Raw genomic sequence first — 26,748 nt, 5'->3', positions numbered from 1 at the left:
CTGCACGGTGGTTTCGGTGGACTATCGGCTGGCTCCCGAGCATCCCTGTCCCGCCGCGCTCGAGGACGCCGGCGCTGTGCTGCGGTGGGTGGCGGCGAATGGGGGTGAACTCGCAGTCGATCCGGCACGCGTGGCCGTCGCGGGCAGCAGCGCCGGCGTCCTCGAGCGCGGCGGGACAGGGATGCTCGGGAGCCAGCCGATAGTCCACCGAAACCACCGTGCAGCGCCCGCGGCGCGCGAGCTCCACGCACTGGCGGTGATCGGTGTCGAGGTTGCCCAGCGCGAAACCGCCGGCGTGGCAATACACCACCACCGGTGCCCGGTCTTTCGGCCCGCCACGGTAGATCCGCACATTGACGCCGCCCCATTCGGTCGGCACGCTGTCCTCGACGATTCCGACGCCGTGTGCATCGGTCTGTTCGACACCCAGCCGGCGACGTTCGTTGAACGGCTCGCGGGTGAGTTGGATTGCAGCCAACGAGAATTCAGTTCGGGCGGTCGCGACGGCGCGCAGCGCGGGGTCAAGCCGGTCGGCGCCGTCCAGCTCGGTCATCGGATTTGCAGGCATTGCCCACCGTCGATGACGAGCTCGGATCCGGTGATGAACGAAGCTTCGTCGGAGACCAGAAAGGCCACCGCGTCGGCGACTTCACCGGCCTCGCCGATCCGGCCGAACATCGACGCGGCGGCCAGCCGGGTCTGGGTGGGCTCGTCGAGCATCGTCGTCGCGATCGGGCCGGGGAAGACTGCGTTCACCCGGATACCGGCGGGAGCGAGTTCGGCCGCGGCCGTCTGGGTCAGGCCGCGCAGTCCCCATTTCGACGAGCCGTAGGCGCTGTGCTGCGGAAAGGGCCGGATCGCCCCCGTGCTGCAGATGTTGACGATGGACGCGTTGGGCACCTTCCGTAGCTGCTGCAGCACCGCGCGCATGCCGAGGAATGGGCCCAGACAGTTGACCCGCCAAGAGTTTTCGAAGCCCTCGGCGGTCTCGTCGGTCAGGGATGCCCGATGCAGCACGCCGGCGCAGTTGACCAGCGTGCTCAACGACCCGAAGCGGTCGACGACGTGTTCGACGACCGAGTCCCACTGCTGTGGCGAGGTGACGTCGAGCCCGACCGCGATCAGCCCCTCGTCACCTGCTTGGCCGACCGCGGAGACGAGTTCGTCGGTCCGCCGATCGCACGCGGCCACCGAAAAACCCTTGGCGCGCAATCTTTCGGCGATCGCCCAGCCTTGCCCGCCGGCGGCGCCGGTCACGAGTGCGACACGTCGGTTCATGCTGGGCTCACCTCGGGGGTGTCGGCCAATCCGGTGCTGGTGATGAAGCGGCAGCGGCGCCGCGCGAAGCGCCACTGCCCGGCGATACGGGTCAACCGGTCGTCGTAGAGCGCTGGCCGCAGTTGCAGATCACCGGCACGGACGAACAACACTTGCGACCTGGCCGTGGCGCACACTCCGTCGACTTCGATCTGCGCGCTGCCGGTCAGGTGCAGGCCACGCGCGGCATCCCGGAACATACCGGCGATAGCATCATGTCCGGCGAACGTCTTTCCATAGACCAGGAATTCGCCGTCGGGTGCGAACAGCTGCGCGCACTCGTCGACGTCGCCGGCGTCAAGCGCCAAGGCGTAACCGGCGAGCAGCTCACGGATCCGCGCCTCGTCGTCGCCTGTCATTCCGTCGCCTCGCGTAGGTGCTCGGCGGCACCACGTCGCAGCGCCTGCGACTCGGCGGCCAGGGTGATCATGCCAAATCCCAGCTGCGCCATGGCCTTACCCGTCTGGCCGTCGCCGGCGTGGATGCCGGTGACCAGCCCGGCGTCCGACGCCGCGCGGTGGATGCGCACGATCGCGTCGAGCACTTCCGGATGACGGGTGGCTCCGATGACGTCCGCGCCCAGCGAGAGGGCCAAATCGGCAGGGCCGACGTACATTCCAGTCAGGCCGTCGACGGCGCAGATCTCGTGGATGCCGGACAGCGCGGCCGCGGTCTCGATCATCGCGAACACGCTGACCCGGGACTCGTGGGCGGCGGGGTCGTGCCCCAGACTGGCCCGCAGCGGACCGAAGCTGCGCACGCCCCTCGGCGGGTAGCGGGTGGCGGCCACCGCCGCGGCCGCCTGGTCCGCCGATTCAATCATCGCGATGACGACGGCATCGGCGCCGGCGTCCAGCACCCGCCCGATCGGTGCCGCGTCGGCGTTGGGCAACCGCACCACGGTGCCGACGGGCACGTGCTCGATACGACGCAACATGCCGGCGGTGTCTGCGTCGTCGAGATAGCCGTGCTGCGCATCAAAGCCTACGTAATCGTAACCGGCGCGGGCGAACTCGTCGGGGCCTAGCACCGTCGGGCCGGTGACCCAGCCGCCGAAGATCGGGGTCTTGCGGCTCAGCGCCAGCTGCAGATCGCTCGGTGACACCTCTGTCATGGCCGACTCATTCGGCGATCGCGATCTTGATGCGTTCGGGAACCGGTCGGCAGGCCAGCTCGAAGGCGTCTTGCACCTCGTCGATACCAAAGGTGTGGGTGAGGTAGGCGCCCAGTAGCCAGGGATGCTCGGCGGCGAACTTGCTCGCCAGCTCCAGCATCCGCCGTCGGTCAAGCGTCACACCGGATTTCAGGGTCAGGTTGTTGCGCAACATGGCGCGCATGTTGATCGGGTACATGTCGTCGTCGGCGACGCCGAAATAGAACACGGTGCCGCCGGGCGCGGCGGCGTCGATGGCGTGGCTAAGGGTGGCGACCTGGTGTCCGACGGCCTCGATGACGACGTCGGCGCGGTCGGAAGACCCGAGCTGACTCGCCCAGCGGTCGCTGGTGGCGCGCACCGGGTCGTCGACCCCGAATGCCCTTGCCACATCACGGCGGTCGATCGGGTCGACCCCGGTGACGTGCCGCGCGCCGGCCGCCTTGGCGACATACGCGAACAGCAGGCCGATCGACCCCTGGCCGATGATCGCCACATGCCGGCCGGCCAGGTCGCCAAGCTGCTCGCAGGCGTACAGGACGCAGGCCAGTGGCTGCAGCCCAACCGCCTGCGCGGGGGTCAGCGCCGGATCGTACGGCGCCAGCCCGTCGCCGCTGCTGACAACGCGCTCCATCAGACCGTCGAACCCGGACGCCCAGCCGACCACGGGATCCCCGCGACGGTGTGCGGGATGCCGGCTGGCGATCACCTCGCCGGCGACCTCGTGGATGGGAAAGCCGTCCTTCTCGGGCCCGCTGCGGCCGTCGTCACCGGGGATCCGGCCTTTCGCGCCGCGGAAAGCGGGCAGGTCGCTGCCGCAGACACCCGCGGCCATGAACCGCAGCAACACCTGCCCGTCGGTCAGGCACTCGGGAGTCTTGTCGTCGATGATGGTCCGCTCGAACTGATACGGGGCGATGAGCCGGTAGGACCACACGTCAGACCTCCACCGGGATGTTGTTCCATCCCCATTGAAAACTGGATGGCAGCCGGGTGGCGGCTTCGTGTTGGATCGCGTAATCGGGCACCCGGCGGAGCCATTCGGCCAGCAGCACAGCCACTTCCAGCCGCGCCAAGTGGTATCCGATGCAGAAGTGCTGGCCGCGCCCGAACGCCAGCGACCGGCGAATGGGCCGGTCCCAGATGAATTCGTCGGGTTCGGGGTATTCGCGCTCGTCGCGGTTGGCCGACGCGAGCAGGGTGATGACGCGCTGGCCCGGGCGCAGGGTTTCACCGTGAATCTCAAAGGGCTTACGCACCGTTCGCGCGAACCACTGCGCCGGAGCGCAGAATCGGATCATCTCCTCACGCGCGACCAGTACGTTGTTCTCGACATCGGCGCGCACGGCGGCCAACTGGTCGGGCCGCTGGCGCAGCTCCCAGAGACCGTGGGCGACGATTTTCGGCACCGTCTCGGTGCCGCCGATGAAGATGCACAGCATCTGGGTGGCGACTTCCATGTCGTCGAGCGCGCTGCCGTCAGGCAGGTGATAACCGAGCAGGCCGTCGACCACGTCGAGCGGCCCACCGGATGAATCGGCGCGGCGACGCTGAACCGCGGGCAGCAGATACTCGAAATAGTTGGGACGCGCTTGTCCGGTGTCCACACCGACGCCAGGCTGCGCGAGACTGCCCGCATTGACCGTGGCAAGAACCTGCGGCGCGAGATCTGTTGGGATGCCTAGAAGTTCGCAGACGATGGCGGCCACCACGATGCCACCGTAGTCCTGGGTCAGGTCGAATGAACCGCCCGGTAGCAGGGCGTCGAGCCGCTCGTTGGCCAGCGTGCGGATCCTGGCCTCCAGGTCCGCGACCGCCCGGGGCCGGAACGGCCGGGAGTGGGTGCGACGGATCTCGCCGTAGAGGTCCGCGTCGAACATGGCATGAAACGGCAGCGGGTGCAGCGGCGGGTCATCGACCGGGCCGCTGTTGTGTTGTGCCAGAACCGATGCCGGCGGCAGCGTGCCTTCCGAGGCGACGAACGTGCCGTTGTTGACTTCCAGCACATTCCAGATGTCTTCGAAGCGTGACAGTGCGAAGGTGTCCCACTGCGGCATGTAGTACACCGGGTGCTGGTCGCGCAGGGTTCGGTAGTACGGCAACGGGTTCGCCATGACCGCCGCGTCGAAGGGGTCGTAGCTGAAGTCGCCGGCGCCCACGGGGTTTCGCTGCTCCATCACTGCAGCGGCGACGGCGGCAGGGCCTGCAGGATGGAATCCTCCCAGCCGTCACGCAGTGCGGGCGCCACGCTCATCCAGGTGACGATCTCGGCCGGTGGACTCTCTTTCCACGACGGATAGTGTTCGGCGAAGCAGTCCCAGCCGCCGTCCAGCGCCCAGTAGTGGATCACTTCGTTGTAGCGGAAGGTCGTGGTGAACGAGCCGAGCCAGCGCTTGCCGGTGCGCTCCGACCACGGTACATAGAGGCGCTCGAGTTCGCGGATGTAGTCGTCCTGGCGCCCCGGTTTGGTCTGCATGATCTCTTGAATCACCAGCGGCGCGGTGAAATTCGCCTCTTGCAGCTGGGTGAGCGTCCTGTTGCTGGGCCCGGGGTACATGATGCGGCCCTCCCCCGAGGCGCCGCTATCGGCCAGAAACGCGGCCCATTTGCCGGACGCGGCCTCGTGGCTGCCGCCGCGGGCCTGCGCGGCGCCGATCCTGGCGTAATCGGCGAACCCGTCGATCTCCCAGATCACCGTCACCTGTGGCCAGTGACCGTTGTAGGGCGTGGATTCCCAGATCGCGAACAACCGCGCCCCCAGTTGCTCCATCATCGGCTGGTAGGTGTCGGCGAAGATCTCGGTGAACCGGTCGCTGCGCCCGGATCCCAGCGAGATGGTCTCGTGTAAATAGAGCAGGGTGTGTCGGTAGTACTTCTTCATCGGGCTAGTCGAGCCGGATCAGCTCTGAGTCGGCCCCCGAACCCACGTCGCACAGCAGCGTCTCGGTGGCGCCGACCGTCGTGCCCGGAATGCCCGCAGCCGCAAGCGCATAGCCCTTGAACATCCGGGCCGCACCGCTGAGTAGGTGCTGCGCACGGGTGGTCACACGGTTCACGCCCAGCGGCCAACCCTCACCCCACAAGGCGACCTCGGTCAGCCGGTTGTCCAGCGACTCGAGCACCGCGTCACGCACCCGGGCGTCGGCGTTGAATGCGTCCGCGCTGACGGCCAGGCTCGTCGGGCCGGCCCCCAGCGCGACGAGCGCCGACTCGAGGTCTGCTGCCCGCACCCCCAGGATTCGCAACGGCCGAGTATCGCAGCCTTGCGGGAGCAGCACGGTCACTTCCCAACCGGCCATCGCCCGGTCATACAGCCAACCGCCGGCCGATTGCACCACATCGACGGCGCTGGCCGCGACGACGTCGAGTCGATAACGAAGGCCCTCGCCGTTCGCGCGGGTTTTTTCCGCGGCACCATTCTTGCTGATCTCGAACGTTGGAGCGACCATCGATTCATTCCTCACCACCACCCGCCACGAGTTCGCGGGCGGGTCTCAAGCGCTTGTCATGGGCTTTCCCACGGGCTGCAGCCGCGTCACGCGTCGGGCGATGCGACTCACCCGACAGCGTGACACTTCAGGTGAAATTTGTAAAGCTTCTCAGCGCCCGTCAGGAACCGCGCCGCGCCTCGAGGTCGGCCAGCACTTCGGCGGTGTGCTGCCCGAGTTCCGGTGCCGCAGAACGCGGTGCCCACGGCGTCCCATGGAAGTCCGCCGGAGTCGCCACCATCGGCACGGCGGCTTTGCCGTCGGGCACGTCGACGATGCCGCCCGCCGCATGGAACTGCTCGTCGGCGACGACGTCCTCGAGGGAATTGACCGGTGACCAGAAGAAATCCGGTTCGCCCGCGAAGACGTGCGCCCACTCGTCGAGCGGGCGCGTCGCAAAGATGTCATCCAGCGCGGCGATCAGTGCGGCCGAGTTGACGGCGCGGGCACGGGCGTCGGCGAACCGCGGGTCGTCACGCCACTCGGGTCGCCCCACCGCACGACACAGCGCCGGCCAATGCCGCTCGGGCTCCAGGCCGACTATCCAGAACCGCCGCCCGTCGGAGGCGGTGTAGTTGTTCATGCACGGGTTGCCCATCGTTTCGCGTTGGCCGATCGCGATCGGCTGGCCGCTCATCAGATAGGTGTTGAGATCGAAACTCACCGTGTAGGCGCCCTGCCGGTAGAGCGAGGTGGTCACCAGTTGACCCGTCCCGGTGCGCTCGCGCGCGAGCAGTGCCGCGCACACGGCCGCGGCCATCGTCATGCCGGCGGAGTGGTCGCCCATGCCGCCGCGCTGAAACGGGGGCGTGTCGCCGGGCCGGGTGAGCAGGTGGGCCACCCCGGCCCGCGACCAGAACGCGGCGACGTCGAAGGCGGCACGGTCGGCGTCGGGCCCGGTTTCGCCGTAGCCGGTGATGAGCCCATAGACCAGGCGGGGGTTGGCCGCAGACACCGGCTCGAAGTCCAGACCGAGACGTTGCAGCGCACCGGGTCGCACGTTGGTCAGGAAAACGTCTGCGTCAGCGAGCAATTCGAACGCGGTATCGCGACCCTGTTGGGTGCCCAGGTCCAACACCACGCTGCGCTTGGACCGGTTGTCCATCTCGAACGGCGGGTTGAGCCCCAGGTCGCAGCCCAGCATCCGGCCGAACATGCGGGCCGGATCACCCGTGGGCGGTTCGATCTTGATCACGTCGGCGCCCCAGTCCGCCAGGATGCCGCCGGCGGCCGGGCCGGCCACCCAGACTCCGAGTTCGACGACTTTGACGCCTGCTACCGGTCCCGCCATGGATAAGTTCCTACCCTGTCGGCGAGTAGAGGCGCGCGCATCCCCCCGATTTCGTCAGCTCGCCACGCGCTGGTCGCGCACCGCGAACCTGCCGTCGTGGTCGAAGGCGGCGCGGTTGGCGTCGACGTAGTCGCCGACGGTCATCGGCCGGTGCCCGCTGATCACCTCCACAAGGTTGTTCTCACCCGCGAAGACGCCGTCCTGGTAGTCCTGCGCGACGCTACTGATGTGCTGGACGAAGAAGTCCGGCCGACCCTGCGCCGTCAGCGCCGCGGCGAAGGCGGGGATGCCGATCGGCTCGTAGCGGACCGCGATGCCGAGCGCATCCGACATCTGCTCGGCGATGCCGTAGTGGTCGAGTTCCTCGGCGCCCACCAGCGGATAGATCTGGCGACGGTGCGGGGCCGGGTTCTGCAGGATGGCGGCGATGACGCCGGCCTGATCGCGCCCGGCGATCGGAGCGTGCCGCCCATTGCCGAACGGCAGCCGCAGGAAGCCCTCGTCGCCGCTGCGGGCCCACTGCCATTTGAGCCACTCGGCGAAGAACGTCGGACGCAGATGCGTGGTGCCGAAGGCGAACCGGTCCAGCAGTCGCTCGGCAATCCAGTGTTGCTGTGCAGCATGGCTTTTCGCCTCGCGACGCGCCGAGATCTGCGACATGTTGACCACCGCCCGCACGCCCGCCTCGCTGGCGGCCTGGGCGAAGATGGCCGTGGCCGGCAGCAGGTTGCCCGGGGCGATCGGGTAGCAGAAGTAGGCGGCGTCGACCCCCGGCATCGCCGCGCTGACCGCGTGGAAGTCGAGCAGATCGCCCACGACCACCTCGGCGCCCAGGGCGGCCAGTGCCTCGGAGCGCTGGTCGCTGCGGTGCACGAACGCGCGCACCCGGTGTCCGGCTTTCAATAGCAGCTCGACGGTTGGCGCCCCGGTGTTGCCGGTCGCCGCGGTGATGAGGAAAAGCTGATTCGATGACATTTTCCGACTCCTTGCTGAGTAACGATGCCGTTAGTAAGATGCAACCACGATATGCTGGATAATGCAAGCGTTAGCCAAAGGGGACCGTGATGGAGTTCGAGAACCGGCTGCAGGACCGCCGGCAGTGGTCGATCGGCGAGGGCTGTTCGATGTCGAAGGTCCTCGAACTGCTCAGCACCAAGACCGCCTTTCAGGTTGTCCGTGAATTATTCTTCGGCACAACGCGTTTCGAGGATTTCATGGAACGCATCGCGACGTCGGCGCCGGCGGTGTCGCGGGCGCTCAAGCAGCTCGAGGCGGCGGGCATCGTCGCGCGCGTTCCCTATCAGGAGCCCGGACAGCGCGCCCGCGACGAGTACCGGCTAACCGTGGCCGGGGAGGACTTCCTGCCGGTGTTCATGTCACTGGTGCAGTGGGGGGACGCCCATCTGCAGGACGGCTCGGCACCCCTGTCGTTCGTCGACGCCGACACCGGGCGGCCCGTCAAAGTGCGGGTGACCGCGGATACCAAGACACCCGGGAAGCGGTCGACCGACATTCGGATACAGCGTGCCGCCACCCGACGGCGTCCCTCGTGATTGGGTAGAGCGGGCTAACCAACCGGGAGGAAAAATGAGTCTGGTGGCCGGGCGTGGTCCGCTCAGCAGCGATCCGGCGGGGCACTTCTCACCCGCAATACCCGACGACGTCGTGTACGTCGAACCACATCCGCGGCGCGTGCAGGCCGTCAAGGACGGGCGTCTGGTGATCGACACCGAGGGCGCGCTGATGGTGCACCGGCGGGGTCGGCCGTTGAGCTACGTCTTCGCCGCCGACGAGGTGGGCGACCTACCGAGTGAACCGGAACCCGCGGCGCCAGGTTTCGTCCAGGTGCCCTGGGACGCCGTCGATACCTGGCTGGAAGAGGGGCGCAAACTCGTGCACTACCCGCCCAATCCGTATCACCGCGTCGACTGCCGCCCGACACAACGCCGGCTGCGCGTCCGCGTCGCCGGCACCACGCTGGTGGACACCGACGACACGGTGATTCTTTTCGAGACCTCGCTGGCCCCGCGGCTGTATGTCGATCCCGCACACGTGCGCACCGATCTGCTGCGGCGCTCCGAGACCACCAGTTACTGCAATTACAAAGGCTTTGCGACGTATTGGTCGTTCGTATCGGGCGAGCATGTCGTCGAGGACGTCGCCTGGAGCTATCCCGGTCCGCCGCCGGAAAGCGTGCCGATCAAGGGATTCCTCAGTTTCGACGACACCCGCGTCGACGTGCTGGCCGAACTTCCGGTCAGCGGCCGTAGCTAGGACGCCCGAGCCCCAGCTCGTGCTGCGCGATCATGTTGCGGAACACCTCCATGGTGCCGCCGTAGATCCCGGCGGGAACCGCATGCCGAAAGATGAATTCGATCGCGCCGTCGTCCGCGGAACCCGGTGTGTCGGTGGGCAATGCCGACGCGGCCCCGAGGATATCCATCAAATCCGGTGAGATGTCACGCATGGTCTGGATGATCGCGACGCGCCCGTACATGCCCGGGGTCGACAACGCCGCCTCGATGCGGGCGAGGCTGCGCCCGAGCCGGTATTTCACCGAGTCATCGTCGATCCCCGCGACGCGCGCCGCCACCCCGTCGGCCGCTTCGGCCATCAGGTGGCCGTGCTCGGACAACATCGAAATGTTTTGCAAGCCATGGTCTGCGGGGTCAGTGATGCCATGTTCGGCGTCGAGGGCGAACCGCATCACCGTCCAGCCGCCGTTGACCTCGCCGATGCGGTAGAGGTCGTCGACGCGGACATCGCTGTAGTAGACGATGTTGGTGCGGTCACCGTCGATCGTGCGGATGCCCTGGATCTCGATTCCGGGTGAATCCAGCGGCACCAGAAACATGGTCAGGTTCTTGTGTTTCGGCCCCTGGGGATCGGTGTTGGTGAGCAAGAAGACGTACTTGGCGTTCTGCGCGTTCGAGGTGAACATCTTCGAACCGTTGATGACCCAACTCGATCCATCCGCTTCGCGCACCGCGCGGGTCTTGCAGGTGGCCACGTCCGAGCCGCCCTCGGGCTCGGTATATCCCAGACACAGCCGGATCTCGCCGGACAGCACGCCGGGCAGCAACGACTCGACGAGTTCGGGCGCCCCGAATTGCTGCACCAAGCGCGCCACGACCGCGGTGGTGCCCCAGTGGAACCACGGCGTATGGGCACGACCGATCTCGAGGTGGAAGATTCGCCGGCGTACCGGGTCGAATCCCCCTTCGGACTCCTGCTTCCAATCCGATGTCAGATATCCGGCTTCGCCCAGCGCCAAATGCACCGGCTCACTGAAGTTTTCGCCGGTCTCGCGATCACGGCGGCGCACCTCGTCCGTGACGTGTTCGGCAAGGAACGCCCGGGTTTCATCGAAGAATTTCTGATCCTCGGGCGAAAGCTCGACGCGGGAGAAGTCCATCAGGCCGCGTCGATCACCAGGGTACGAAAACGATCGAGGGTCTCCAGCGCGTGCGCCATGCTGTCGCCGGGCAGGTGGACGCTGACCCACGTCACGCCGAGCTTCGCCAGCTTGTCCAGTCCCTCGAGATACGCCTCGGCATTGAAGTCGTCACTGGCGGGGCTGCCACCCTCGAAGGAGGTGAACGTGATGTCGATCGCCGACCAATCCCGGCCCGCCGCATCGCATCTGCGCCGTAGATCGTCGATGCCCTCGGCGAGCTTCGGCACCGAGTCGATCACGGCGGTGCCGGCCGTCTGGGCCAGCTGCGGTGGCGCGGGGAATGGGCACCAGCCGTCGCCATACTGAGCCACCCGTTGGCGCGATGACGACGTGTTGCCACCGATCCAGATCGGCGGATGCGGATCGCTGACCGGCCGCGGGTGCGCGGTGATGCCACGTGCGCTGAAGTGCTTGCCCTCAAAGGAGATATCGTCACCGGTCCAGATGGCCCGGATCACCTGAAGGGATTCCTCGAACAGCTCAGCCCGCTCGTCGTAGCTCACACCGAGTGCCGCGAACTCACGCTTGAGGTAGCCCACGCCTACCGCGAGCGTGAATCGGCCACCGGAAAGCAGGTCTAGGGTCGCGCCGCACTTGGCCACCACGAACGGGTTTCGATACGGCAGCACCACGATGTTCGGGATCAGCCGCAGCGTGGATGTCGTCGCCGCCGCGAAACCCAATGCGACGAACGGATCTAACGCATCGTGTCCGCCGGCCTCCAGCCACCGCTGGGAGGGCGCCGGGTGATCGGTGAAGCCGAAGCCGTGGATCCCGGCCGCCTCGCTCGCCGCGGCCACCTTCCCGATACCGTCGCCACTCACCAACTCCCGGTTGTAGGGATGGCTGTGCATCGGGTGGGTGATGGTGAACCGCATCGCTGCCCCCGGCGCTTAGAACCGTGCGCGGGCGTCGATCGACGTGTCGCTGGTACGCAGCGGACGGATCAGCGCCTCCTGGGCGAACGAGGCCAGCAGCTCGCCCTCTTCCGAGTGCACGGTGCCGCGCACATACGACATTCCCGCGCCGACCTGGGTGCTCTCGTGCGTGTAGAGCAGCCACCCGGTCCAGTCCACCGGCTCGTGGAAGGCAACCGAGATGCTCATCGGCGCGGTCGACACGGTCAGGTGCGCCTGGGCGGTGCCGATTCCCTCGTGCGCGCGCATGGTGGTGGAGATTCCGAGATGGCCGGTGAAGTACGCCAGCAGCGCCTTGGCCAACTCGTCGCGGGTCGGGATCGGGTCGTAGTGCAGCCACGCGTAGAGCTCCGGCGGGCCGACCTCGTCGGGGCTGTTGACGTCGACGACGTCGACCAGGCGCAGCTCGCGGCCGACCATCGGCATCGGCGAATGGTGCGCATCGGCGGGGGCGGCTACCTCGGGGCGCGGCAGGTGGTGACGGATGACGTCGTCGGTCGGGACGTCGGCCAACACGGTGATGCTCAGGCAGCGCCGGCCGTTCTGGTGCACGGCGACGACCGCGGTGGCGGTGGAGCGGCCTTCGGACACCACGTCGAGGACGAGTTCGATGGGCGGGCCGACGATGACCGCGCGCGAGAAGACCGCATGTGCCGAGCGCACCGACTTGTCCGCGAACCGCTTGGCCACGGCGACGATCGCCTGCGCGAGCACCTGGGTGCCCTCTACCACCTGACGTTCGTCGCCCACCGCGATGCCAGTCTCACCAATGAATCGGTCGTCTCCGTCGGCCTGCACGTCGAACAAATCCAGCAGGCCCTGCACCGTCCATTCAGTCTGCTCAGATTCCGTGGTCAATCCACTCCACCTCTCGCGCTCGCAGCTCAGCGCTCAGCGTGACACTTTGAGTAGGATTTGTAAAGCTTGGCTAACAAGACGCCGGCCCATTCGATCGATGGGTTAGCGGAACCTGCAGGGAGGCAACCCAATTGGGCATCGTGACCAGCACTTCAGAGACCGCGTTCACGCAGTCCGCCGAGACGGTGTACGACTTCGTCACCAACCCGCAGAACTGGACCAAGACCTATCCCGGCAGCGTGCACATCGGTAACTTGCCGCAGCTCCCGTTGAAAGTCGGTGACACCTGGGAGGAAGCCGGTGAAGACGGTGACCGGATCTTCAGCTGGCAGCTGGCCGCCGCGGTGCGGCCGACGCTGTTCGTGTTCACCTCGATCGGTCGGCTGGGCCATGACCGCGACGGCAATGGCGGGATGGAGGGCCGCATCGCGGTCTCCTACCGCTTCACCAGACCCGGGCAGGACATCACGCTGTTCTCCCGAACCATGACGATCGAGGCGTACAAACACGCCCCGCTTCCCGACCAGCTGTTCCTCCAGGCCAATCCGGCCAAGATCGACGCCTATCACGAGGCCGTCGCGCGGGAGCTCGCCCGATCGGCAGATTGACACCAGCACCCGCGGTGCATGACACTTTTTCGGTGTTTTGTAAAGCAGACCGATTTGCCGAAGGCTGGGGCGGATGATCCCCGAGCCTCTGGCCAACGGCTTCTGCTTCGGTGAGGGCCCGCGCTGGTTTGAAGGCCTGTTGTGGTTCTCCGACATGCTGGGCGAAGCGGTCCACACCACAACCATGGGCGGATCGCTCACCACGCTGCCGTTGCCTGGTCACTCGCCGTCCGGTTTGGGTTTCCGCCCCGACGGGTCGCTGCTGATCGCTTCAACCGAGCAGCGGCAGGTACTGTGCTATGACGGCGAAACCGTGGTCACCATCGCCGATCTCGCTGACCTGGCGCCGGCCGATCTCGGCGACATGGTCATCGACGACGCCGGCCGCGCCTACATCGGGTGCCAGGCGTTGCGCGGCGGAGTCATCATTCGTCTCGACCGCGACGGCAGCGCCAGCGTGGTGGCCGAAGACCTTGACTTCCCCAACGGCATGGCGATCACACGGGACCGCGCGACGCTGATCGTCGCCGAATCCACCGGCCGGCGGTTGAGCGCGTTTTCCATCGGTGACGACGGCGGATTGTCCGACCGCCGGATTTTCGCCGACGGCCTGGACGGGCCGCCGGACGGCATCGCGTTGGATGCCGAAGGTGCGGTGTGGGCGTCGATGACGCTGGCCCATCAATTCGAGCGGATCGTGGCTGGCGGCGCCGTGACCGACCGCATCGACATGGGCGACCGGGTCGCCATCGCCTGTGCCCTCGGCGGTCCGCAGGGCCGGACGCTGTTCCTGTTGTCCAGCACCGAGGCCTATCCCCGGCGACTGGTCGGCACCCGGCTCTCCCGGCTGGATGCCGTCACGGTCACCACTCCCGCTCCGGCCTGCCCTGATCCGAGAGGTTGCCGATGACCGACGCCTATTACGAACTGATCGACGCGGCCGACGACGTCGGCGTGCTGGGCGAGAAGTTCCGGGCGACGGACCTCGCGCGGGGCACCTGGTCGGCGGCGATCCAGCACGGCGGGCCGGTGTCGGCGCTGCTGGTCCGGGCGCTGGAGCGGTGTGCACAGCGCGACGACACCCGGCTGTCCCGGGTGGTCATCGACCTGTTGGGCGGGGTGCCGGCCGAGGGTGATCTGTGGGTGTGTGCAGGGGTCCAACGCCCCGGCAAGCAAATCGAATTGCTCAGCGCCGAAATGCTGGCCCCGGGCCCCGACGGCACACCGCGGCCGGTGGCACGCGCCACCGGTTGGCGGTTGCAGCAGCAGGACACGCAGTCGCTGTCGCATGCCGCGGCGCCGCTGCCGGGGCCGCGAGCCGAGGCCTTCAACCGCAACCTGCGGGCGCGCGACTGGGACCGCAATTACGTGCACAGCCTGGAGTGGTTGTGGCTGACCGAACCGCTGAGCCCGGGCCCCGGCGAATCCTGGATCAACCCCACGGTCGACCTGGTCAACGGCGAGTCGATGACCCAGCTGGAACGGCTGTTCGCGGTGGCCGATTGCGCCAACGGCATCGGCAGCAAGTTGGACATCACCAAATGGACGTTCCTCAACACCGATCTGGCAGTGCATGTCTTTCGTGTTCCCGACGGCGACTGGATCGGCATTCGGGCCGAGACCAGCTACGGGCCGGACGGCATCGGCACGACGATCGGCACCTTGTTCGACGAGCAGGGCGCGGTCGGCGCCATCCAACAGTCGGTGCTGGTGCGCCGGCGCCCTCCGCGGGCCTAACGTGGGAGCGAATGACCATGACACCTCGGCGATACTGCGAAAAGTTCGAATCATGAGCCAGCCGGCCCGGGCGACAACGATCGCCGACAACGACACCTCGACCCGTCAGCGGATCCTGGCGGCCACCGCCGAGGTGCTCGGCCGCAACGGCAAGACCAAGCTCAGCCTGTCCGACGTCGCGAACCAGGCGGGAGTGTCGCGCCCGACGCTGTACCGCTGGTTCGCGTCCAAAGAGGAACTGCTGTCGGCGTTTTCGGCCTACGAGCGGCAGATCTTCGAAAGCGGTCTGGTGAAGGCCACCGCGGGCCTGAAAGGCGTGGACAAGCTCGACGCCGTGCTGCGGTTCATCGTCGAATACCAGCATTCGTACTCCGGTGTGCGCATGGTCGACGTCGAGCCCGAGCACACCATCGCCCAGTTCTCCTGGGTCATCCCGCAGATGCGCGAAGGTCTGCAGCGGCACCTGCCCGGGCCCAACGCGGCGGTCAAAGCGGCGACGGTGATCCGGATTGCGATATCGCACTACATCGTGCGAAGCGATGACGCCGATCAGTTCTTGGCGCAGCTGCGCCACGCCGTCGGGATCAAGGGCAGTTGAATCACTCGATGTTTCGCGTTCGACACAACGTGGCGGCGGCAAAAGCGTCTCCCCCATGCGACCCATGCACAGCCTCGGACTGCCGCCGGCCTCCGTCCTCGCGCAGGACCGCTCGTAGCGGTGGATCTGCAGTTTCGTCCAGGCGAGTCGACGATCTTCAGACCGTACGTGCGGCTGTCATTCGAGCGGGAAGCCTTGGCCGAGGTGGTTACGCGACCAGCTGTGAAGCACCAGCTCGTTGAGGCCGCGGTGAGGCGGATCCCGATCGGAACGGATTCCGCAACAACACAATCGAGGCTTCCCTCTCACCCTTTGGTCTGTTTGGGAACGATGAGCTTCTCCGCCTCTACTTTGCCTCTTTCGTGTCCTTTAACTCAACCAACTAACCACTAGCGGTAACGCCAGCCGACATCGCACCAAAGTGGTTGAGACGCCGACTGATGCGGCGCGGCCAATACGAAACGCGGTACCTACGACATGTTCACTATCCGAACCACCGGCTTAAGGTCACTGCCGTTAGCTCACAGGCTTCTGCCTTCAGCCGGACTGTTCTGCGTTGTAGGTCGGACGATGTCCCGTCACGTCATTTGGCTTCGCCCATCAGGCGAATGTAGTCGGCTTCATCCATGATCCGTACGGGTACGACTTTGCCCAGCGCGTGGTACATCGCCACCCGGTGGTGCCCGTCGACGACGTGCAACTTAGCGTCCTGATCACGCCAAAGCTTGATCACGTAGCCCTCACGAAACGGTTCGACGCCGTTGACAACTTTGTCGATGCTCCGCTTTTTGAGGGTGTCCTCGTTGGCCTCGAGAGTTGTTCGGGCGGGGAGGTTTACGACCGGCAGTTGCTTCCATTTTTCGTCGGGTACGGCGCGCGCGGCTTCGACGATCTTTTCGTTGCGCGGGTCGTAGTGCATTCCGTAATTCTCGGACTTGACGCGATCGTCAGGGATCCGGCCGGTGTTCTCAGGCACTAGTTTTTGAAGGAGCCGAGGCGGTTCGCTACTTCGTTGAGCTTGTGGTCTGCACCCCAGGCGGACGCTGCGATCCATGCGAGTTCTCTTTTGGATTCCCGAGAAATGCCCTCGGCGGCTTTGTAATTGACGTTGTGTTGGGGCTCGGCCCAGGCGTGCATGAAAAGGGTGCGCAGTTGGAGTTCGAAAGTCGTGGGCATGTCGTCGTGTTGGTCCCAGCCGGCGGGCATGAGATGCTGTGGTATCACGCAAATGTAGTGGTCAGACTCGTAGCCGAACTCGTCCGGTTCTTCCGGCTCTTTTGCGACGTATTCCACGGGGCCAAAGGATCTTTCTATGCGTTCCCGAACGATCGGTAGGTCGTCACGGAAAAAGGTGATGATGCGTCCTGCGACCTGGTCTTCGATTTCGCTCAGTGGGGCAGTATATTTGGGCTTGAGTGCCTTCTTAGTGAAGGACGCCGGATCCTTCGCTCTGAAGACTACTCTGTCGATATGCTTGACCCCGACAATCGCAGCTTGGGTTTTCTTTTCGAGCTTTTCGGCAAGTTCCGAGAGAAGCCCCGATCGTGCCGCGTAGGTCTCTGCAATAGTTTTTTCATCCACGTGTGGTCACCCGTTCCTGCATGATGAAGCCTTCAAGTCTTAGTCCGCGTCTGCCATTCAGTTCAGTGATTTCGATTCCGGCACGGTTCATTTCAAAAAAGGGGGCCGACACGATCGCGCCGCCTTCAAGCATGAACCGCCGGTATTGGATCAGGGAGTCGAAGGCTTGAGCGTCGAGTTGGAATAGCGCAGCACTCTCTTCGTCGGATATGCCCGTCGTCAAGGCGCTCCCGGATAGGGGGCTCAGTCGGCGGGCCACTTCATTGATCGACAGTCGCCGTTGGCGCCCAACCCTGACTGCTGCGATCACCGCGTTGAGCTCTTCTTGCCTTTGCTCGTCGCCTGCAGCTGCGTTATAGACCGACCGCAGTGCTTGGGCCAGCAGACGGGTCCCCTCGGTGCTGTCCATTTGGAGTCGGGCGTGAAGGAATTTCTCGATCCAGAAGTCGGCGGCGGCGCGCTCGGTGGCTGACGTTTGGAAGTCGCGTACCCGTGCTTTGAGCATTCCGGCTGGGACGTTTTTGCCTTCGAGAAAGGCAACTTTGCGGAGATTGGACTCCCGGGCGAACGCGTTCGCCACCTCTAATCGTGTTGTGCTGCCTCTCATCGAGAAGCTGAACACCTCTTGTTGAGGAAATGTCCAAATGATGAATCGGCGATCTCCCCTCGTTGTGCCCTCATGAGCGGATAGGAGAAGCAGGGCCGGGCTTGATCGATGGTCCATGATTTCGCAAAGTCGCGCGGCGAGCTTGGCTGCGGACGAAACGACCGACGCTTTCTGCGGGTCGACTGCGAACGCGATTGTCAGAGCGACGTCTCGAATGGCATGTGCACGTGTTGGGCTGGTCGGATCGATGCGTAACGTCACCATCGGTCCGGTAGCCACCTGTGTTGTGTCGAATGTCGCGTTCAACGCGTTCTCCAAGGCGGCTGTCGGGGCGATAGCTCCGCCCGCGGTCGACGTCTGTTCCTGCGGAAACACGTGGTATGCGAACACCGAGAGTAGCGGGCCTGCCGGCACCTAGCTCTCCCTTCTACGCGAAGACTATGAACTTGGCACCGATAATCTCAAAGTGCGGCGGATCTTCGTGCCTAATACGTATGACAAATCTTTCAAATTTTCAATTCGTATCGTCCGCGTTCCAGATTAAGCGGTGCACGGCGGAAGTAAACTGCCTGGGGGTCTTGTTCCCGACAGTGCGGTTGGCGTTGCGCGTCGCATGGTTTCTGGCCGCGGCGAGCCCCGCTATCCGAGGTGCACACCACCGACTGCGCCACTTCCGGAACGTACAAAATCACTGAAATCTACGATCCCAGGCGTCAGAGAATGTGTACCTTGCGCGAAGCACCGCACGATCGGAATTACTTCGGCGCGCGCATGATTTTGATTCCGGCACAGTCTATTCCAACGCTGACCGGTGCCTTGTGGGCTCGACCGTGCGCGGTAACCGGTCCGTTGCGGATTTGCGATCGCCCGGACAAGCACCTCCGCGGCCCAGCAGCTGGGTCGCCGACAACTTGCCCGACAGCCACCCTCACGAAAACTGCCGCCAGTACATAAGGCTCTCGCGCGGCCAAAGACTGAGTGTTCCCGTATTCGCTGCCACTTCTTCAGTTGAAATGAGAAAATATACTAGCAGTGCATACAGAACGCCGGGGAAGCGATGTCTGAGGGCGATGCCAACGTCATCGACGAGGTCGATCCGCGCGAAACTGCGCCGTCAGGTGGAGTAGGTCTGTGCCTTTCCGGCGGCGGCTACCGGGCGATGCTGTTCCATCTTGGAGCATTGCGGCGCCTGAACGAAGTTGGCCGGTTGGCGACGTTGACCAGGGTCGCATCGGTGTCAGGGGGCTCCATTATCGCGGGCCTGCTGGGGCGGCAGTGGACCGAACTCGCCTTCGCTGAAACCGATTCGGGGCGCGTGGCACAACGGTTCGGTGAGCTCATCGAGAAGCCGATCCTGGATCTCGCCGGACGCGGTATCGATGTGCGGGCGGTCCTGACCGGTCTGCGACCCGGCGGGGCCTCCCGCAGGGTCCAGAAATTCTATGATCGGCACTTATTCAAGGGCGCGACTCTGCAGGATCTGCCCACCGATGCAAGCGGACCCCGGTTCATCATCTTGGCGACCAACCTCACCAACGGTAGTTTGTGGCGTTTTTCCCGCCCTTACATGCGCGATTGGCGCACCGAAGAGATCAGGAACCCGACGTTGGCGCTTGCGCACGCGGTCGCGGCGAGTTCGGCGTTCCCGCCGGTGCTTTCGCCGTCATTCCTGGATATCCCCGGACGCCCGAGGATCACGCTCACCGACGGCGGCGTGTATGACAACCTCGGGCTAGAGCCCGTGATGAAGAATTGCGCGTCGATCTTTGTCAGCGATGGCGGAGGCAGCTACCCCGAATCAACACGGCCACACACTGATTGGCTTCGCGGCACGACACGTGTGTTGAGCACCGTCGATGTACAGGTCCGACGGCTGCGCCGTCGCCAGATCATGAGTGCGCTGGCCAGCGGCCAACGGACGGGAGCGTTCTGGGCGATAAACACTAATCCTTCCGACTTTCCGCTGCGCGCGGCGACGCTGCCGATCAGCACGGCCCAGGCAGGCCAGCTGGCGATGGTCAGTACCCGGCTGGCCAAGTTGAAACCCACGCCCCGGTTCCAGATCGCCAACTGGGGCTACGCCGTTGCGGACTCCGCGCTGCGCAGCTACGTCGACACGCACTTGGCCGAACCTGCGGGCTTCCCCTACCCGGCGGCGATGACCTAGCCATGGGTTCGGGAGCACATCGTGGAACAGAGCCGCTCGACGCGTATGTCTCCATGCCTGCGAGAGCCCGCTGTCAGCGACCACGAACTTATCGACTTCGGGCTTGGTCCGCAGGTCAGGCGTCTTCAGTCAGCTCCGCCACGGCGGCACTACCCCTCCCGACACCAGCAAAGCGCCGCTCCCTATTCACCAAGCCACCAGGATTCGTGAAACAAGGACCCAGAAACACGCACGAGTTGGGCCAGTTATGTACACACCGGATCTACCAATGCCGCGGCCAGACGACCTGCACTCAGCAGCTCCGCGGCAGCCACACTCGAGTAAGCCGCAGAAATGTCGTTGGGAAAACAAGCTGAGCCGGAAGGCCCGCCATGCGGCTACTTTGGGTGTCGCCGGCTTAACCTTCCTGCGAACTACTATCCGAATGCGCAGAGCACGAACCCGTCAACATCATCTGGCCCTGTCACGGTGTAATCAAACTCAGTCTGTAGTTTCTGGTCGCGCCATAGGGACGCGCGGGATTCATAGTTGAAGATCAACTCTTTGCTGGGACCGCCGAACTCCAGTATCCGCGCCATCGCGACGTCATCCGGGTGATGATGACGAGCACCGCTTGTGGAGATCAAATATCGCCGACAGTCGATAATTTCTAATAACTCCCGCGAGATATTGCGATGGCTACCATGATGGGGGACCTTCAGGGCGTCGATACGTAGGCGTCCGCCCACCTCGCGGTCTGCCAATGGTTGCAGCGATTCGATTAGCCGCGGCGCATCACTGTCGCCGGTGAAAAGAATCCGGGTGTCGTCGTATTCGAAGAGAAAGGCGATGCTGGTCATATTCGTTGCAGAGTCGTCACGGTCGAATTTCGTTGCCGCGAGTTGTTTGACCTTTGCAACACTCATCGCCCCGAAGCGTTCAAACCCGTCGTCCGCTTCCGGTTCCTCCGCGGCGATGCCGGGCAGCAGCCCGTGCTTTCGGCACTTCTCGACCCATATAGGCACCAGTCTTTCCAAGGCCTCTCGGTCCGGAGCCAGGATCTGAAGTTGCGCTTCGTTGTCAAACGCCCGGTACTCGCGTCCTACCTCTATTGCACGGCCTCCGAACGCGGTGTTCCACGGCAAATCACGCTTGACCAGGATGGCGGTGAGGCGTTCGCCATCAACGGGCCCGAAGCTCTCGAACGGGTTGTCTCTTAGCTGGTCATATCCGTTGAACCAGATGTCCGCGAATGTCACGGGAGCGTCCGGATCGTTGAAAAGCTCAAGCACACCCAGGATGTGGTCCTGGTCAACATGGGTTACCACCAGCACGTCGATCGGCCCACCGCCTAGCCCGGCCAGAGTTTGCTTGATCGATGAGTATGTCGTTGCGCGCCCACCATCGATCAGCATTCGACGTGTACGTGCCTGATCTCCGTAGGTCATCAGCAAGCAGTCGCCGTCTTCGGCGGGCAGCATATGCAGCTTGATCATCTCGACGGTCCGACCCTGACGACCACGAAAGCTTCGCGCATATCGACGCGCCAGGAAAGCCGGCGAACCTGCAACAAAGCCTGGTTACATTCGGGATCGGACGTGAATTCGGATAAGCCGTCGATGAGCCAGCTGATGCCTAGCGTAAATATCGGCACACCACGCCCAGCGGCGTATAGCAAGCTTCTGCGGGCATGCTGTAGATCGTCTTTCGTCCGCGCCCTTCGGAGGCGCCGAACGGCGCGAAGGATGGCTCCATCACTCATGAACGGAAACCATTTATCAAGGTTGTCGATCCAGTCATCCCAGCGCATTTGCTCCTGGCTGAGCTCCGTACCCACCAGTACGTATGCACCTGCAGCGGCGGCCAGGGGGTTCTGCATTTTGAGGAACACCATGTGCTCCACGTCGCCAAACAAAACCGCTGCGCGAGACAAAGCACCGTTAGCCAAATAACCGAGCCCGGCCCCTAGACTCGAGTCGCGCACCGCTACAGCAATGGGGTTGCCGAATGGACTTTGACGCCCATTGACCAGCACCTCAACGACCGATTCCCGGCCCCTTCGTACATCACCCCACGGCACAGGCAATGTCACTATGAATCGACCGACCTCAGTACCGACCAGCAAGAACCTCCGGCCGCCGGTCGCGTATGGCGCCAGGCCCGGGAACTTCTCACTGGTGAACTCGAACAATGCTGATGCCGGGTGGTTCCCGCTCGATGGCCAGATCTCCCCCCTTTTATCCACCCACGGCGCCGAGGTAAAGCGGTAGAACGCCGACTCGGGTTTATCCTCGGCAATGGTGAGCAGCTCCGCGAAACCGATCCCGTTGCCGGCTTCCCCGGAACACCACACGCCCGGCAGGCTTAGGTGATCGGCGACCTGTCTTCTGGTGAGACCGGGTAACGCCGTTCGGGCACTCCGGGAGTTTGGCACCGGGACTGAGGCGTCGCTGTGGTAGACACCGGCGCTCTCAACGTTGCCGAGGATGTACTGCCACGATAGATCGGGGTCCGGCGAATCGGTGGCGTCAAGTTCCACGGGCACCGTTTGGCCTGCTTCGACAGCTACCTCGTGCGAAAGCAACCGGCCGGATGGCAGCGCGGCCTCCACCACGTAGCACCCTGGCTCCACGCCGTACGTGACGGGTTCGACGTTATCGCCGATCGGCAGGACGACATCCCGGCGCGACCCCCCGGTGTTGTGAACGGAATAGATGTTACCGGCGAGCTGCGCACTCTGCCCAAGGTCGTTGTAGTTAGTCTCCGTATTGACCCTGATTTCTAGGAAGCTCATGATTCCGCCCCCATAACGAGTCGTCTAGACACTGGGCGTATTGTCAGCGTCTTGGTGCGGATGTCCTCGGCGGCCAAAGTCGCCATAAAGAGGTATTCGTCAGCGGGGAGTTCGAAGACCTTTTCGCCGTCTTTTCCGTCCGGTTCCCGTCTCGCTTTCTCCTCTAAGTTGAGCTTGAGCAGGCAAACATACTGGGCACGCTTAGTTTCGTCTGGCGTCGGGCATCGGACGTACACCGGCACCGTTGGCTGTCCGGAAAGACTGTGCAGGTCATAGGTTATCAGTTCGGTCGCCACCGGAATCTGGACCTTGGCCATCTGTCCGGCGAAGGTGGGTTCGCCGAGGAAGTGGTTGAGCGCATCTTGCAGTCGTGTGGTAGTGACACACCAGCCGCTACCGTCGTCTGTGTTGTCGCTGCCCGCGCCGCGCAGGCCTTTGATCAACGCGTCCGTAAACAGGCTGGCTTGGTTCGGGCGTGCGTGCGAGTCGGATCCGGCCAAAGTCGCGAAGTAGGTGATGGGAACCATCGGAGGAAGTTCCGGCGGCTTCGGCCTGCCTCGCGGCAGTAATGGGACTACGCCGGCGGAACCTCCGGAGCCCGCGATCATCGTGTCCGTGCTGGCGCGGCATGCATCGACGAAGAACAGTTGCTGACTGGCTGCGCAGGGTTTTAGGCCACTGACGAGCTGTCGGAAATCCAGTGCGCCGTCGAGTGGATTGTCGACGCTGGCGCCGAAATCCGACAGCAGCAGGGCCATGTCTTCGCCTTGGGATATCCCGTGTCCACAGAAGTAGAAGATCAGCCTATTGTTCGGGTTTGAGGTAGCCCGCGCTTTCCACTCTCGGACGGCTTGGACGACGTTGCTCGAGTTCGCCAGTTTGGCGTCTGGCCCTGGGACTTGCTCACTCAATAGCAGCGCAAGGCTGGCCAACGGCTTGTCAGGGAATCGGTACTCGTTGCGCAACCAATCAGCGAACGCCCGCGCGGAAATTGGAGGTGAACTTAGTTGTCTCATTCCCTCGGCATCCGGACTGGTCCGTTCACCTCCGCCGAGCAGATGCGGGTATTTGCCAACCCCGATTACAAGAGCGTGGGTGCCAGGATCGACACTGTGATCTTCGAAGATCAGATCACGGGCCTTCGCCATATTCCTCTCCTTCCCCACGGGGTCGGCATCTAGGAGCATACGCGCTGGTAACCGAGCTCAAGGGCTGAATTGCAAGCTGCCACCCGTGTTCATAGATGGCGATTGGTTCACACCGAGAGTCGCGCTGGGACATCGGATGCTGAACGCAGTGGGGCGTTCATCGGGCCGGCATTTTCGAATGCCCATCAGCGACGTCGGTGATCGTCGCCCACAGCGGGCTGTGATCCGATTGCGGTCGGACCAAACCCGCCGCAGGGTTCGGAAGGGCACCCCTGTACTGGACACCTAGTCCTCTCGGCGCGTGGCCATTCGCGGCGTTGCGCGCCGGGGCGCACGGCCGAAACCGGAAAAGTTCTATTTCACAGTGGTTCGAGTCACCGGAAATGGGCGGCCATTGCGCAGCTCCTGGTGCCCTCAGCCTTGCCCCAAACAAACAGACGGTTCTTCGTTGACCCGGGTGCCGTATTCCAACCCGCCACGCAACTTCGGAGACCGAACAACGATTGTTCGGCTTCATTGACCACCGGCGGGAAGAACCGATAATTGGGGGATTATCGGCGCTATCTGAGGGCACGGCCCGTCAACGTAGTACCGCCGACCTAGCCTCTCCCGCCAATTTCTCTCGCTCGTCTGATCTTTGCTGTCTGCCGACCCACCTGAACATATCCGTCCAATGGATGGCGGACGCATGCTGCAAAAATTTGCCGGTATGAAGGTCTGCCAGCGGCCCAAGTGCGTCGACGGGCAGGCACGGTGTGCCTTGGTCCGCTTTCATGCTCGCCTAATCGAAAAGCACCGCGGCGTTGAGGTAGCCGGTCGGGTCCAAAGCGGCTTTGACCGTGCGCATCGCGGCGATGTCGGCGGCCTCTCGTGTCATCCCCAGATACGGCCGTTTGCGGCTGCCGACGCCGTGTTCGGAGCTGACGTTGCCCCCGCACCTCGCAATGAGGTCCATCATCGGCTCGTACAGCGCCTGCTCGCGGTCGGCCGGGCAGCGCAAGACGTTGAGGTGCAGGTTGCCCTCGCCGATGTGGCCGAACAACACCGGCAGCGCATCGGGAGCATGTGTGTGCACCAATTCGACTGCGTGGCTTTCGAATTCGCTGATCGATGACAGCGGCAACGAGACATCGAACTTCAGCGGCGGCCCGTACACGCCGAGCACCTCGGAAAGTGATTCGCGGATCTGCCATAACCGTTGCTGCGCAACAAGATCCACGCCGACCGCGGGTTCACCACAAATCGGCACGCTATCGATCAGCTCGGCGAGTCGCTCGGTCTGGTCGTGATCGGCAGCCAGTTCCACCAGCAGGAGCCAGTCGCCCTCGACTGGTGAACCGACCCCGAGGTGCTCTCCGGTCAACGCGGCGGCCCGGCCGTCGATCAATTCCAGGGCCGCTATGCCGTCCACGTCGCGGAACACCCGGCCGGCTGCCACCAGTGTGTCGAGATCGGCGAACCCGCAGATCGCCGTCACCCGGTGCGACGGGGTGGCGTGCAGCCTCAGGTCCAACTCGGTGATGATGCCCAGCGTGCCTTCGGCGCCCACGAACAGCGCCGGCAGGTCGTAGCCGGTGTTGTCCCGGCGCACCCTGCTGTACCGGCGCAGCAGCGTGCCGTCGGGCAGCGCCACCTGCACGCCGAGCACCTGCTCACCCATGTTGCCGTAGCGGACGGTGCGCAGGCCGCCGGCGTTGGTCGAGGCCATGCCGCCGACGGTCGCGGTGTCGCGGGCGGCCAGATCCACACCGAACACCAGGCCGGCCGCGGCCGCCGCCCGTTGCACCGCGGCCAGAGTGGCGCCGGCCCCGACCTCGATGCGGCGTTCGACGGTGTCGACGTCACCGACGGCGTGCAGTCGCTCGGTGGACAACAACACGTCGTCGTGCTCGGGAACGGTGCCGGCTACCAGCGAGGTGCGGCCGCCTTGCACCGTCACGTGCGCGCCGGCGTCGCGGCACACCCGCAGCACCTCCGCGACCTGCTCGGCTGTGCCAGGGCGGACCAGCGCGCTGGCCTTCCCGCGATAGCGTCCGGTGTGGTCGACGCTGCGCGCCGCCAGCACGTCGGGATCGGTGACGACGTGATTCGAGCCGACCAGATCAGCCAGACTGCGCAGCATGCTCGCGGTTATAGCACCGCGGGCACGCGGCAATCACACCGGCCGTGTTTTGCACAGGCTCAGGAGGCGGGCGCCGGCGGTGCGCGAAAGCATCCTTCGAAATGGCCGTTCTCGATCCCGACGGTCTGCATGAACGAGTGGGCGACAATCGGTCCGACATGCCGAAACCCCGCCTCCCGCAATGCCATTGAGAGCAGGTCCGACTCCGGGCTGGTCATCCGGCCATCGGCCCAGCTGCGCAGGCAGTGGTGACGGCGGGGTCGGTGCTGCCATGCCAGCTGCGCCAATGAATGGTCGGACAGCAGACGAGCGTTGTGCACCGTGGCTTCGATCTTTCGCCGATTACGAATGATGGAGGTATCGGCCATCAATCGCTCGACATCTCCGGTGGTCATCGCGGCCACCGCCGCCGGGTCGAATCCGTGAAACGCGGCGCGCAAGTTGTCTCGCTTGTCGAAGACAGTCACCCAGGACAGGCCGTTCTCGAAGTAGGTCAACACCAGCGCCTCGAACAGCTCGGCCTCGTCGCGAGTCGGCCTACCCCACTCGTCGTCGTGATAGGCGATCAGATCGCGGCCGGTCTCGCTGGCCCAGCGACACCGCACGACGCCGTCGGCACCGCACACCACGGTCGGCAGGTGTGACGGCACGTCGACACCCGCCATGGCCTTCACCGCGCTGATCCCTCCGGCCCTTCGGCGAATCCCGGTTCTCCGCCGTCCACAATGGAATGGTCGCCCATCTTCCACTGCCGCGACACATGGGGCATGTGCATCATTGCCCGCCTCTGAGCGACAACCGGTGGTGCTGCTAGTCCCTGCCGGTCGCTGCCGGTCGCTGCCGGTCGCTTTGGTTGCCCCCGACCGCTCCCGCGTGTGATCGGTTGTCGCTCAGAGGCGGGCAACAGCAGCATTCCCTCCCGCGCG

Annotated in this window: 27 protein-coding genes and 2 pseudogenes; 8 read left to right on the top strand and 21 right to left on the bottom strand. The window is 64.6% G+C overall.

Features of this window, described 5'->3' with window-relative positions; all coding sequences use genetic code 11:
- Positions 1 to 7: 7 nt before the first annotated feature.
- Positions 8 to 97 (top strand): annotated as a pseudogene (locus A5625_RS30530) (alpha/beta hydrolase fold domain-containing protein); the annotation flags it as partial.
- Between the two features lie 42 nt (positions 98 to 139).
- Here the strand turns inward: A5625_RS30530 and A5625_RS06060 are convergent.
- From A5625_RS06060 to A5625_RS06015, 10 genes and pseudogenes are all read right to left on the bottom strand, one after another.
- Positions 140 to 553, bottom strand: a pseudogene (locus A5625_RS06060) (alpha/beta hydrolase fold domain-containing protein); the annotation flags it as partial.
- Complete coding sequence (locus tag A5625_RS06055; protein ID WP_066990174.1) at positions 550 to 1,278, bottom strand: SDR family NAD(P)-dependent oxidoreductase; 729 nt, start codon at positions 1,276 to 1,278, stop codon at positions 550 to 552. The gene A5625_RS06055 and the pseudogene A5625_RS06060, both read right to left, overlap by 4 nt.
- Positions 1,275 to 1,676, bottom strand: a complete 402-nt coding sequence (locus A5625_RS06050) for a nuclear transport factor 2 family protein (RefSeq protein WP_066990171.1) — start codon at positions 1,674 to 1,676, stop codon at positions 1,275 to 1,277. Before A5625_RS06050 ends, A5625_RS06055 begins: the two co-directional genes overlap by 4 nt.
- A complete protein-coding gene (locus A5625_RS06045; protein WP_066990168.1) occupies positions 1,673 to 2,431 on the bottom strand; it encodes an HpcH/HpaI aldolase/citrate lyase family protein in 759 nt (252 codons plus the stop codon). Before A5625_RS06045 ends, A5625_RS06050 begins: the two co-directional genes overlap by 4 nt.
- Before the next feature lie 7 nt (positions 2,432 to 2,438).
- Entirely contained in the window at positions 2,439 to 3,407 is a 969-nt protein-coding gene (locus tag A5625_RS06040; RefSeq protein WP_066990165.1) for a zinc-binding dehydrogenase, read from the bottom strand.
- 1 nt (position 3,408) lies between these two features.
- A complete protein-coding gene (locus A5625_RS06035) occupies positions 3,409 to 4,647 on the bottom strand; it encodes a cytochrome P450 (RefSeq protein ID WP_066990162.1) in 1,239 nt (412 codons plus the stop codon).
- Complete coding sequence (locus tag A5625_RS06030; RefSeq protein ID WP_066990159.1) at positions 4,647 to 5,351, bottom strand: NIPSNAP family protein; 705 nt, start codon at positions 5,349 to 5,351, stop codon at positions 4,647 to 4,649. The genes A5625_RS06035 and A5625_RS06030 overlap by 1 nt, the downstream gene beginning before the upstream one ends.
- 4 nt (positions 5,352 to 5,355) lie before the next feature.
- Positions 5,356 to 5,919 carry a hypothetical protein gene (locus A5625_RS06025; protein WP_066990190.1) on the bottom strand — a complete coding sequence of 188 codons (564 nt, stop codon included), beginning with the start codon at positions 5,917 to 5,919 and terminating at the stop codon, positions 5,356 to 5,358.
- A 160-nt stretch (positions 5,920 to 6,079) separates the two neighbouring features.
- Positions 6,080 to 7,249, bottom strand: coding sequence for a CaiB/BaiF CoA-transferase family protein (locus tag A5625_RS06020; RefSeq protein ID WP_066990155.1), 1,170 nt, complete (start codon positions 7,247 to 7,249; stop codon positions 6,080 to 6,082).
- Between the two features lie 54 nt (positions 7,250 to 7,303).
- On the bottom strand, positions 7,304 to 8,224 hold the full coding sequence (locus tag A5625_RS06015) for an NAD(P)H-binding protein (RefSeq protein WP_066990152.1): 921 nt from the start codon (positions 8,222 to 8,224) through the stop codon (positions 7,304 to 7,306).
- Between the two features lie 89 nt (positions 8,225 to 8,313).
- Between A5625_RS06015 and A5625_RS06010 the strand changes: the two genes are divergently transcribed.
- Positions 8,314 to 8,802 (top strand): helix-turn-helix domain-containing protein, encoded by a 489-nt coding sequence (locus tag A5625_RS06010; protein WP_066990149.1) that lies wholly within the window; start codon positions 8,314 to 8,316, stop codon positions 8,800 to 8,802.
- A 34-nt stretch (positions 8,803 to 8,836) separates the two neighbouring features.
- The gene (locus tag A5625_RS06005; protein WP_066990146.1) at positions 8,837 to 9,523 is read left to right on the top strand and encodes a DUF427 domain-containing protein; all 687 of its coding nucleotides are present in this window, start codon (positions 8,837 to 8,839) and stop codon (positions 9,521 to 9,523) included.
- On the opposite strand, the gene A5625_RS06000 is transcribed toward A5625_RS06005, so the two are convergent.
- The 3 genes from A5625_RS06000 to A5625_RS05990 are packed head-to-tail and all read right to left on the bottom strand — an operon-like array spanning position 9,507 to position 12,481.
- The gene (locus tag A5625_RS06000) at positions 9,507 to 10,664 is read right to left on the bottom strand and encodes an acyl-CoA dehydrogenase family protein (RefSeq protein ID WP_066990143.1); all 1,158 of its coding nucleotides are present in this window, start codon (positions 10,662 to 10,664) and stop codon (positions 9,507 to 9,509) included. The two genes, A5625_RS06005 and A5625_RS06000, sit on opposite strands and share 17 nt — an antisense overlap.
- Complete coding sequence (locus A5625_RS05995; protein WP_066990140.1) at positions 10,664 to 11,584, bottom strand: LLM class F420-dependent oxidoreductase; 921 nt, start codon at positions 11,582 to 11,584, stop codon at positions 10,664 to 10,666. The genes A5625_RS06000 and A5625_RS05995 overlap by 1 nt, the downstream gene beginning before the upstream one ends.
- Positions 11,585 to 11,599: 15 nt before the next feature.
- Positions 11,600 to 12,481 (bottom strand): acyl-CoA thioesterase II, encoded by an 882-nt coding sequence (locus A5625_RS05990; protein WP_066990135.1) that lies wholly within the window; start codon positions 12,479 to 12,481, stop codon positions 11,600 to 11,602.
- Between the two features lie 131 nt (positions 12,482 to 12,612).
- Between A5625_RS05990 and A5625_RS05985 the strand changes: the two genes are divergently transcribed.
- The 4 genes from A5625_RS05985 to A5625_RS05970 all read left to right on the top strand — a co-directional run bounded on the left by A5625_RS05985 (position 12,613) and on the right by A5625_RS05970 (position 15,424).
- Entirely contained in the window at positions 12,613 to 13,089 is a 477-nt protein-coding gene (locus tag A5625_RS05985; RefSeq protein ID WP_066990132.1) for a polyketide cyclase, read from the top strand.
- Between the two features lie 73 nt (positions 13,090 to 13,162).
- The gene (locus tag A5625_RS05980) at positions 13,163 to 13,999 is read left to right on the top strand and encodes an SMP-30/gluconolactonase/LRE family protein (protein ID WP_066990129.1); all 837 of its coding nucleotides are present in this window, start codon (positions 13,163 to 13,165) and stop codon (positions 13,997 to 13,999) included.
- A complete protein-coding gene (locus A5625_RS05975) occupies positions 13,996 to 14,826 on the top strand; it encodes a thioesterase family protein (protein WP_066990126.1) in 831 nt (276 codons plus the stop codon). The genes A5625_RS05980 and A5625_RS05975 overlap by 4 nt, the downstream gene beginning before the upstream one ends.
- A 52-nt stretch (positions 14,827 to 14,878) precedes the next feature.
- Positions 14,879 to 15,424, top strand: coding sequence for a TetR/AcrR family transcriptional regulator (locus tag A5625_RS05970; RefSeq protein ID WP_066990188.1), 546 nt, complete (start codon positions 14,879 to 14,881; stop codon positions 15,422 to 15,424).
- A gap of 583 nt (positions 15,425 to 16,007) precedes the next feature.
- Here the strand turns inward: A5625_RS05970 and A5625_RS05965 are convergent.
- From A5625_RS05965 to A5625_RS05955, 3 genes are read right to left on the bottom strand one after another with little or no spacing between them, the layout of a single operon-like run.
- Positions 16,008 to 16,343: a hypothetical protein gene (locus A5625_RS05965; RefSeq protein WP_156747984.1), complete on the bottom strand. Its 336-nt coding sequence runs from the start codon at positions 16,341 to 16,343 to the stop codon at positions 16,008 to 16,010.
- 56 nt (positions 16,344 to 16,399) lie between these two features.
- A complete protein-coding gene (locus A5625_RS05960) occupies positions 16,400 to 17,005 on the bottom strand; it encodes a GTP pyrophosphokinase family protein (RefSeq protein WP_066990119.1) in 606 nt (201 codons plus the stop codon).
- The gene (locus A5625_RS05955) at positions 16,998 to 18,026 is read right to left on the bottom strand and encodes a hypothetical protein (protein WP_156747982.1); all 1,029 of its coding nucleotides are present in this window, start codon (positions 18,024 to 18,026) and stop codon (positions 16,998 to 17,000) included. The genes A5625_RS05960 and A5625_RS05955 overlap by 8 nt, the downstream gene beginning before the upstream one ends.
- A 643-nt stretch (positions 18,027 to 18,669) precedes the next feature.
- Here A5625_RS05955 and A5625_RS05950 point away from each other — a divergent pair.
- On the top strand, positions 18,670 to 19,779 hold the full coding sequence (locus A5625_RS05950) for a patatin-like phospholipase family protein (protein WP_066990113.1): 1,110 nt from the start codon (positions 18,670 to 18,672) through the stop codon (positions 19,777 to 19,779).
- 416 nt (positions 19,780 to 20,195) lie between these two features.
- Here A5625_RS05950 and A5625_RS05945 read toward each other — a convergent pair whose 3' ends face one another.
- From A5625_RS05945 to A5625_RS05925, 5 genes are all read right to left on the bottom strand, one after another.
- Positions 20,196 to 21,254, bottom strand: a complete 1,059-nt coding sequence (locus A5625_RS05945) for a ComEC/Rec2 family competence protein (RefSeq protein ID WP_066990108.1) — start codon at positions 21,252 to 21,254, stop codon at positions 20,196 to 20,198.
- Positions 21,251 to 22,552, bottom strand: a complete 1,302-nt coding sequence (locus tag A5625_RS05940; RefSeq protein ID WP_066990105.1) for a hypothetical protein — start codon at positions 22,550 to 22,552, stop codon at positions 21,251 to 21,253. The genes A5625_RS05945 and A5625_RS05940 overlap by 4 nt, the downstream gene beginning before the upstream one ends.
- Positions 22,549 to 23,700 (bottom strand): caspase family protein, encoded by a 1,152-nt coding sequence (locus A5625_RS05935; protein ID WP_066990185.1) that lies wholly within the window; start codon positions 23,698 to 23,700, stop codon positions 22,549 to 22,551. The genes A5625_RS05940 and A5625_RS05935 overlap by 4 nt, the downstream gene beginning before the upstream one ends.
- A gap of 781 nt (positions 23,701 to 24,481) precedes the next feature.
- Positions 24,482 to 25,822, bottom strand: a complete 1,341-nt coding sequence (locus tag A5625_RS05930; protein WP_066990103.1) for an FAD-binding oxidoreductase — start codon at positions 25,820 to 25,822, stop codon at positions 24,482 to 24,484.
- A gap of 59 nt (positions 25,823 to 25,881) precedes the next feature.
- Positions 25,882 to 26,487 (bottom strand): DNA-3-methyladenine glycosylase I, encoded by a 606-nt coding sequence (locus A5625_RS05925; protein WP_066990183.1) that lies wholly within the window; start codon positions 26,485 to 26,487, stop codon positions 25,882 to 25,884.
- Between the last annotated feature and the right edge of the window lie 261 nt (positions 26,488 to 26,748).

This window comes from Mycobacterium sp. 1465703.0 (genome assembly GCF_001672975.1).
In the GTDB taxonomy this organism is placed as follows: Bacteria; Actinomycetota; Actinomycetes; order Mycobacteriales; family Mycobacteriaceae; genus Mycobacterium.
Note: the sequence above shows the minus strand (reverse complement) of the source record. Positions and strands in the feature narration are given on the sequence as shown.

Coding starts and splice junctions, on each gene's coding strand:
- A5625_RS06055 (WP_066990174.1), bottom strand. CDS start 1,278: ATGAACCGACGTGTCGCACTCGTGACCGGCGCCGCCGGCGGGCAAGGC.
- A5625_RS06050 (WP_066990171.1), bottom strand. CDS start 1,676: ATGACAGGCGACGACGAGGCGCGGATCCGTGAGCTGCTCGCCGGTTAC.
- A5625_RS06045 (WP_066990168.1), bottom strand. CDS start 2,431: ATGACAGAGGTGTCACCGAGCGATCTGCAGCTGGCGCTGAGCCGCAAG.
- A5625_RS06035 (WP_066990162.1), bottom strand. CDS start 4,647: ATGGAGCAGCGAAACCCCGTGGGCGCCGGCGACTTCAGCTACGACCCC.
- A5625_RS06030 (WP_066990159.1), bottom strand. CDS start 5,351: ATGAAGAAGTACTACCGACACACCCTGCTCTATTTACACGAGACCATC.
- A5625_RS06025 (WP_066990190.1), bottom strand. CDS start 5,919: ATGGTCGCTCCAACGTTCGAGATCAGCAAGAATGGTGCCGCGGAAAAA.
- A5625_RS06020 (WP_066990155.1), bottom strand. CDS start 7,249: ATGGCGGGACCGGTAGCAGGCGTCAAAGTCGTCGAACTCGGAGTCTGG.
- A5625_RS06015 (WP_066990152.1), bottom strand. CDS start 8,224: ATGTCATCGAATCAGCTTTTCCTCATCACCGCGGCGACCGGCAACACC.
- A5625_RS06010 (WP_066990149.1), top strand. CDS start 8,314: ATGGAGTTCGAGAACCGGCTGCAGGACCGCCGGCAGTGGTCGATCGGC.
- A5625_RS06005 (WP_066990146.1), top strand. CDS start 8,837: ATGAGTCTGGTGGCCGGGCGTGGTCCGCTCAGCAGCGATCCGGCGGGG.
- A5625_RS06000 (WP_066990143.1), bottom strand. CDS start 10,664: ATGGACTTCTCCCGCGTCGAGCTTTCGCCCGAGGATCAGAAATTCTTC.
- A5625_RS05995 (WP_066990140.1), bottom strand. CDS start 11,584: ATGCGGTTCACCATCACCCACCCGATGCACAGCCATCCCTACAACCGG.
- A5625_RS05980 (WP_066990129.1), top strand. CDS start 13,163: ATGATCCCCGAGCCTCTGGCCAACGGCTTCTGCTTCGGTGAGGGCCCG.
- A5625_RS05975 (WP_066990126.1), top strand. CDS start 13,996: ATGACCGACGCCTATTACGAACTGATCGACGCGGCCGACGACGTCGGC.
- A5625_RS05970 (WP_066990188.1), top strand. CDS start 14,879: ATGAGCCAGCCGGCCCGGGCGACAACGATCGCCGACAACGACACCTCG.
- A5625_RS05965 (WP_156747984.1), bottom strand. CDS start 16,343: ATGCACTACGACCCGCGCAACGAAAAGATCGTCGAAGCCGCGCGCGCC.
- A5625_RS05950 (WP_066990113.1), top strand. CDS start 18,670: ATGTCTGAGGGCGATGCCAACGTCATCGACGAGGTCGATCCGCGCGAA.
- A5625_RS05945 (WP_066990108.1), bottom strand. CDS start 21,254: ATGATCAAGCTGCATATGCTGCCCGCCGAAGACGGCGACTGCTTGCTG.
- A5625_RS05940 (WP_066990105.1), bottom strand. CDS start 22,552: ATGAGCTTCCTAGAAATCAGGGTCAATACGGAGACTAACTACAACGAC.
- A5625_RS05935 (WP_066990185.1), bottom strand. CDS start 23,700: ATGGCGAAGGCCCGTGATCTGATCTTCGAAGATCACAGTGTCGATCCT.
- A5625_RS05930 (WP_066990103.1), bottom strand. CDS start 25,822: ATGCTGCGCAGTCTGGCTGATCTGGTCGGCTCGAATCACGTCGTCACC.
- A5625_RS05925 (WP_066990183.1), bottom strand. CDS start 26,487: ATGGCGGGTGTCGACGTGCCGTCACACCTGCCGACCGTGGTGTGCGGT.